This window comes from Streptomyces sp. NPDC045470 (genome assembly GCF_040646595.1).
GTDB lineage: Bacteria > Actinomycetota > Actinomycetes > Streptomycetales > Streptomycetaceae > Streptomyces.
Map to the genome: position 1 here is coordinate 1 of NZ_JBEZAN010000048.1, position 5,499 is coordinate 5,499.

Consider the following 5,499-nt stretch of genomic DNA (forward strand, 5'->3'; position numbering starts at 1 on the left):
TAGGCGTGTTGTCCCGGGTGCCGGCGCTTGCCTTGCTCTTCCCGGGACCTGTTCAAGAGGTGGGCGGCTCAGAAGTCCAGCCAGTCGTCCGAGATCACGATGCGGGCGATGTAAATGGCGGGGCTGTCCGCGTCCGGCGCGGTGTCGCCGACGTGGTACTCGGCGATACCGATGTCCCGGGTCAGTGGCCCCGAGTAACAGCCCGGCCAGACCGGAACGGGCTGGGCCAGAGCCGGGACGGGCGCGGCGCGAAGTTCACACGCTCGCCGATATAGCCGGGCTCAGCAGCGGCAGAACGGCGGGCGAGAGCCGGATACGGTCCCCGCCGTCCTGCTACCGGGGCTGGGGATGTCATCGCTCACCGGTGCTCGTCTCGCGGTCGGCGGCGTCCTGGCGCAGCGCGGCGCTGGCCGCGTGTCCGGGGCGGTGCCGGCCTCGATGTCCGCCCGGACGTCGTCCGGCAGTGGGTCGGCGTACAGGCGGGCCCGCAACCACCAGCGGCGCAGCACGCCGAAGGGGTCCGTCAAGGCCCGACCGAGGACATGATGGGCAACCGCACCAGCCCCACAGGACCGATCGCCTTGGACGGTGTCCGTGTGGACGCAAAGAATATCATCGGAGGCGTCGGGAGCGGCATTGACGCCATTTACAACACGATCTCCCTCGATCGTCTGCTGTACGGGGTATTGGCCGCGGCGTACCTCGACCGCTGCTCGACGAAGTTTTGGAGTATGCCAAGCAGCGGCACGCGTTCAAGGTCCCGACTGCCGACCACCAGTATGTGCAAGGCCGTATCACTGAGCGTTTTCAGAGTGGCCACCGGTCGGGTGACGGGGCGGCCTCCCGCAACGCACGAGGCTCCTGTGCCGTTGAGAGAGAGGTTCGACGTATCAACTCATCAGCGCAGGAGCCCCGTTGGTTCCCTATCCTGCCGCACTCGACCTCCCGCATGCCTTGGTCGAGTGGGTAACCATGCTCATCGTCAGAGGCCCACGAGTTCAGAGATAGTGAAGGGCCTTCGTCGGGAGCCCGAGGCTGCTGGCTCCTGTTGTGGGCTCTCGCCCGGTGGGTTCGTGGCGAACATGCCTGAGGAGCGGATGGACTCCTGCGGTCATTAGCTCGCGTTGCTGCTGGCGCTGACGTCGTATCAGCGAATGCGGCGCTTCCCGAAGTCGTAGACGTAGCCGGAGGTGGTGGTCGACTTCGTCCGCCGCGCGTTCGAATTGCCCGGGGGCACCTGCGGTCGCCCGCGATCACCTCCACGAGCACCAGGTCGCGGAAATGTCGTCCCCGTCGGCGGGCCCCGTACCGCCCGTACGTCAGGTGCCGGGCGAGGGCGTCGACGAGGTGTTCGCGTACGCGCGGATCCGGCCACTCCACTCCATCGCGTCGGCCAGAAGTCCCACCGGCGGGTACGCAAGCAGGTACCACAGTGGCCGATCGCCCCACTCATGGCCGCTGTAGTGGGTAAGCGCGGCGCGCATCGCGGCCACGGTCGCCGGACACTCGGGATGGAAAACTGAAATAAGTCCCGGACGGGCTCGCAATAACGCGAGTAGTTGCACATATGGAAACTAGCTGCCATTATTGGATCACTGGGACACAATGAACAAGGGGTGATTCTGTTGGAACGCGACATGAACCCGGCAGAGCAGCTGCAAGTCATCATGGACGCCCCGACGCTCGCACGACCCGCTAGCATGCGTGAACGGATCCTCGGTATAGCGTCAGTAGCCGCGCTCTTTGCGGGTCTTGCCGTTGCCCTCGCTCATAGCGTGCCCACCGTGATCGGTGTCGTGATCCTGGTGGCGTTGCTGTTCATTCTGCTGCGATGGGACTGGTTTCACGGTCGCGCCACCCGCCGTAGGCCCCACACCAAAGTGGAGAACACCGCACGGTTTTTGGCATGGGTGTTGTCAGGCGTGCCGGTGCTGGACATTCTGCGGGGCACCGCGGTGTCAGTTGGTGTCTCGCTGATGGAAGCGGCTTTGCCTGCCGTGCCTTTGATGGTGTATCTCGCCCTGCGGTGGAGGCGCTAGCAAGATGACCGGCGAGCACCCCCGCACCCGCCTGCTGACAGCGATCCACTCTCCCACCCGCCTGGCGATCCTGGGAACGCTCCGGCACGTCGAGCAGATCAACTTTGCCGACCTGCAGCACGCCCTCGACCTGTCAACCGCCGAGCTGTCACGACAATTGAGCATCCTGGAGAAGGAAAGCTTGATCGAGATCGGCAAGTTCCGTGAGCGACGGCACCCGGTGACCCGCGTCTGGTTCTCAGAGTCAGGACGCCAACGGTTCGACGATTACCTCAACCAGCTACGCCGAGTGGTCCAGGCCGACATCTGACGCCGAAGCGGGCCAGCTCCGGGTAGGAACAGGCCCGCTCAGCATCCGTCCTTGCTATCAGTCCCACAAGGCACACTTGACGGCATAGGCGCCAAGGGCCACCGCCAGCCCCGCTACACCTCCCTTAACAGCTATTTTGATGCCCCGCTTGGCAGCTTCTTTGGTGAGCAGCTTGGCTGCCTCTTTCCAGTGCTTCTTCTTGAGGTGGTTCACGATGTCAGCAGAAGCGCCAGCGAGCCCGCCGAGACCGACACCGTCCAGAAGGCAAGACACGTAACTGCGCCGCTCGTGAGGACCGGAGCCGACCTTGTTGAACTCCTGGGCGAGCGCGTCGGCGAACTCGGCACTGAACTGGGCGCGCGTCTTCGCGTAGTCGAACTTGCCGTCGGAGTCGACGATCTCACCCTCGGCGATTGCCTGGAGATACCGCGCCAGCTCGTCGATCTGCTCAGGAGTGGCATCGCCCGCCTCGGACATGCCGCCACCTTGGGTGGAGGCGGCGGCCGCTACGGGGCGAGCGTCCCCGGTAGCAGCAGCGTGGGCACTGCCGATGCCGGTGAGTCCGACGGCTGCGGCACAGACAGCGGATATGACGGAGAGGCGCAGGCTTTTCTGTTTCATGGACCATTTTCCTCTTGCGCGGGAAGGCATCAGACTCGGAGCGCGCAGCGGCATGGGCTTTCCGTCTGCTGCTGGGATCGTCGTCGTTCCCAAGGCCCAGGTGATCATTGGGTGGGTCGTCCGCCCCAGGGCCGTACAGCCCAGCGTCAACGGGACCAAAGGCCCATGCTTTCGCCCCTTCTATGCGGTGCGCAGCGATTGTCCGTAGCCCGATCCTTACGGCCTGGGGGGGGACAATGGGTGGGGTGGGGCCGAGAGAGGGCCACCGGTATCCGGTCTGTTCACCCGGACCTGCATATGCTTCCGGTATGACGGATATTCTGGAATGGGAAGACCGCACGATCGCTATGCGGGCCTGCTCCGCCCGGGCCCGCAGTACCGGTCTCGATGGCACGCTGCGCGCCGTGCTGTGGGCGGGGTGAGCTGTATGGCTGCGAAGAAGGGCCTGTCCTGGGGCTTCGCCGTCGTGGTGGGCGTCATGGCGGTGAGCGTCGTCGTTGACTGGGGCCGGGGTGAGGGTCTGGACTGGGCCGTTGTGGCTTTCCTGCTGGTGGTGGGACCTCACGCGGTGGGCGAGGTGCTGCGGGCGTATGGGAGAGAGCGCGCGGCGGCCCGGGCTGCCGCCGTCTCGAACTGGCTGGTGCTCCCCGCCGGCGTCGTCCTGTGGGCGGGCTTGATCGTCGGCTGGTCCCGAGGCGAGGGCACACCGTGGCTCTCGTTCGCTGCGGCGGTGCTGCTGCCGCTCGGCGCGGCGATGATGGGCGTGACGGCCCTGCGCAGGCGCCGCGCGGCGGCCTGAGCGCCCGCAACCGGGAGCACTGGGGCCCCTCCTTCAGTCGGGGTGCAATGTTGACGAGGCTGGCGGCCGGGCCGCGGCATGAGGGTGGCCGTGATCCAACTCACGTACCCCGCCCCGTACACCGGGGCACCCGCCTCACCACATAGGGCACCGTCTTGATGGACAGCGCTTCCCTGTACGGAGGTCAGCGGTGAGTCTGCGGTGAGGCCGCAGGGTCGCTCTCGAAGGGCCGTTCCAGAAGGGCGCGGGCGGCCTTCGCATAGCGGATCGCGGTCTTGTCGTCCACACCGAAGACTTCGGTGGGGTGAAGCTCGTCGGGGCCGTGGGCGAGCGCCTCTTCGAGTTGCCGGTCGGCGCGCAGCTGCGCAAGGGTGACCTGGCTCCCCCGCAGGGCCGCGGCGAGTCAGGACCCGCCGACCCGGGTGGTGTCCATGGCGGTCTGCTGGTTGATGAGCAGGTGGGGGTTGGCGGTGTCCGGCCACCTGCGGCGGCGGTGCTCAAGCCAGGCGAGGATCACCTGGCGTGTGAGCTCGTCGGGCGGGTGGGTCCGGCCGGCGACCGTCAGGCGCCTGCCGTTCAGGTCGACGTGGTCGAGTCGCACTGCGGGGATGTCCGACGGTCGCACGGTGTGGACGGCGGCCAGGGCGAGGGCGACGCGAGCGGCCGGGGTGGCCGCCGACTGCACGGCTCGTCGAACTTCGTGGGGCGCCAGCGGCTGCAGGAGGCGGACCAGGGGCTGCGCGCCCACCCGGATCCTGGCGGTGGGATTGTGAAAGACCGTGCCGTTCTTCTTGCAGTAGGCGAACAGGGAGCGCAGGGCACTGAGGGTGTGGTTACGTTTCGCCCGGACAGTTGGTCGTGGACGGCCAGGACGTCCTGCCGGGTCACCTAAAGGTTGTCCCGTATGGGGTGGGTGTTATCCCGTGAGAGCCAAGTTGTGCAGGCGGGCGATGCCGAGCATTGCTTCGTGAACGCCGTTGCCCTTGAGTCTGCAGTCCCGCAGGACCTTCCAGTTCTTCAGTCGGGACAGAGCATGCTCGATGCGGGCCCGGGCCTTGCGATGCACCTTATTTTCGGCCTCCTGCCGGCCGCTCAAGCGCTGTTGACCTCGTTGTTTGCGATGCGGGATGAGAAGTCCGGTGCCTTGGTATCCACCGTCGGCGATGACCGGGGCCCCACGGCAGGCCCGGTCGACGCCGGACTCGCTGAACGCCCGGCAGTCATTGCGGCTGCCCGGCAACGGGGCCCCGATGGCTACCACCAGGCGACTGTTGGCGTCGATCACGACCTGCAGGTTGGTCGAGTAGCGGTAGTTCTTGCTCGCGGCGGAGATGCTGCGATCGCGGGTGGGCACCAGCGTGCCGTCCACGATGTACACGGTGTCCTTGCGTGGCCGGCGGGCCGGTGAAATCGCCAAGAGGGGTGCGAGGTGATCCAAGATCCGGTCCGCCGCCGAATTCGAGATCCCGAACAAGGGCGCCACCTGCCTGAGCGTGAGGTTCGTGCGCCAATAGGTGGCCACCAGCAACACCCGGTCCGCCAACGGCAATCGCCACGGACGACCTCGCTGGACGTCACCACCACGACGGCGTACCAAGGCCACCAGCTGCTCGAACTGCGACTGACTCAACCCGGAAAACGGCTCGATCCACCTCGGATCATCCGCTGACATCACCCCACCCATGCCCACTCAACGGCGCAGCAGCCACTTCAGCTACGAGACAACCTTT

Annotated in this window: 6 protein-coding genes; 3 read left to right on the plus strand and 3 right to left on the minus strand. The window is 66.4% G+C overall.

Annotation, left to right across the window (positions count from 1 at the left end):
• The first annotated feature begins 1,616 nt into the window (after positions 1 to 1,616).
• A complete protein-coding gene (locus AB0A97_RS41405; RefSeq protein WP_361161219.1) occupies positions 1,617 to 2,039 on the plus strand; it encodes a hypothetical protein in 423 nt (140 codons plus the stop codon).
• Positions 2,040 to 2,043: 4 nt separating this feature from the next.
• The gene (locus AB0A97_RS41410) at positions 2,044 to 2,349 is read left to right on the plus strand and encodes a transcriptional regulator (protein ID WP_361161222.1); all 306 of its coding nucleotides are present in this window, start codon (positions 2,044 to 2,046) and stop codon (positions 2,347 to 2,349) included.
• A gap of 57 nt (positions 2,350 to 2,406) precedes the next feature.
• On the opposite strand, the gene AB0A97_RS41415 is transcribed toward AB0A97_RS41410, so the two are convergent.
• Complete coding sequence (locus tag AB0A97_RS41415) at positions 2,407 to 2,970, minus strand: hypothetical protein (RefSeq protein ID WP_361161225.1); 564 nt, start codon at positions 2,968 to 2,970, stop codon at positions 2,407 to 2,409.
• A gap of 427 nt (positions 2,971 to 3,397) precedes the next feature.
• Between AB0A97_RS41415 and AB0A97_RS41420 the strand changes: the two genes are divergently transcribed.
• Positions 3,398 to 3,769: a hypothetical protein gene (locus AB0A97_RS41420; RefSeq protein ID WP_361161228.1), complete on the plus strand. Its 372-nt coding sequence runs from the start codon at positions 3,398 to 3,400 to the stop codon at positions 3,767 to 3,769.
• A 403-nt stretch (positions 3,770 to 4,172) separates the two neighbouring features.
• On the opposite strand, the gene AB0A97_RS41425 is transcribed toward AB0A97_RS41420, so the two are convergent.
• Positions 4,173 to 4,517, minus strand: a complete 345-nt coding sequence (locus AB0A97_RS41425; protein WP_361161231.1) for a hypothetical protein — start codon at positions 4,515 to 4,517, stop codon at positions 4,173 to 4,175.
• Positions 4,518 to 4,685: 168 nt separating this feature from the next.
• Positions 4,686 to 5,453 carry a transposase gene (locus tag AB0A97_RS41430; RefSeq protein ID WP_361161234.1) on the minus strand — a complete coding sequence of 256 codons (768 nt, stop codon included), beginning with the start codon at positions 5,451 to 5,453 and terminating at the stop codon, positions 4,686 to 4,688.
• Between the last annotated feature and the right edge of the window lie 46 nt (positions 5,454 to 5,499).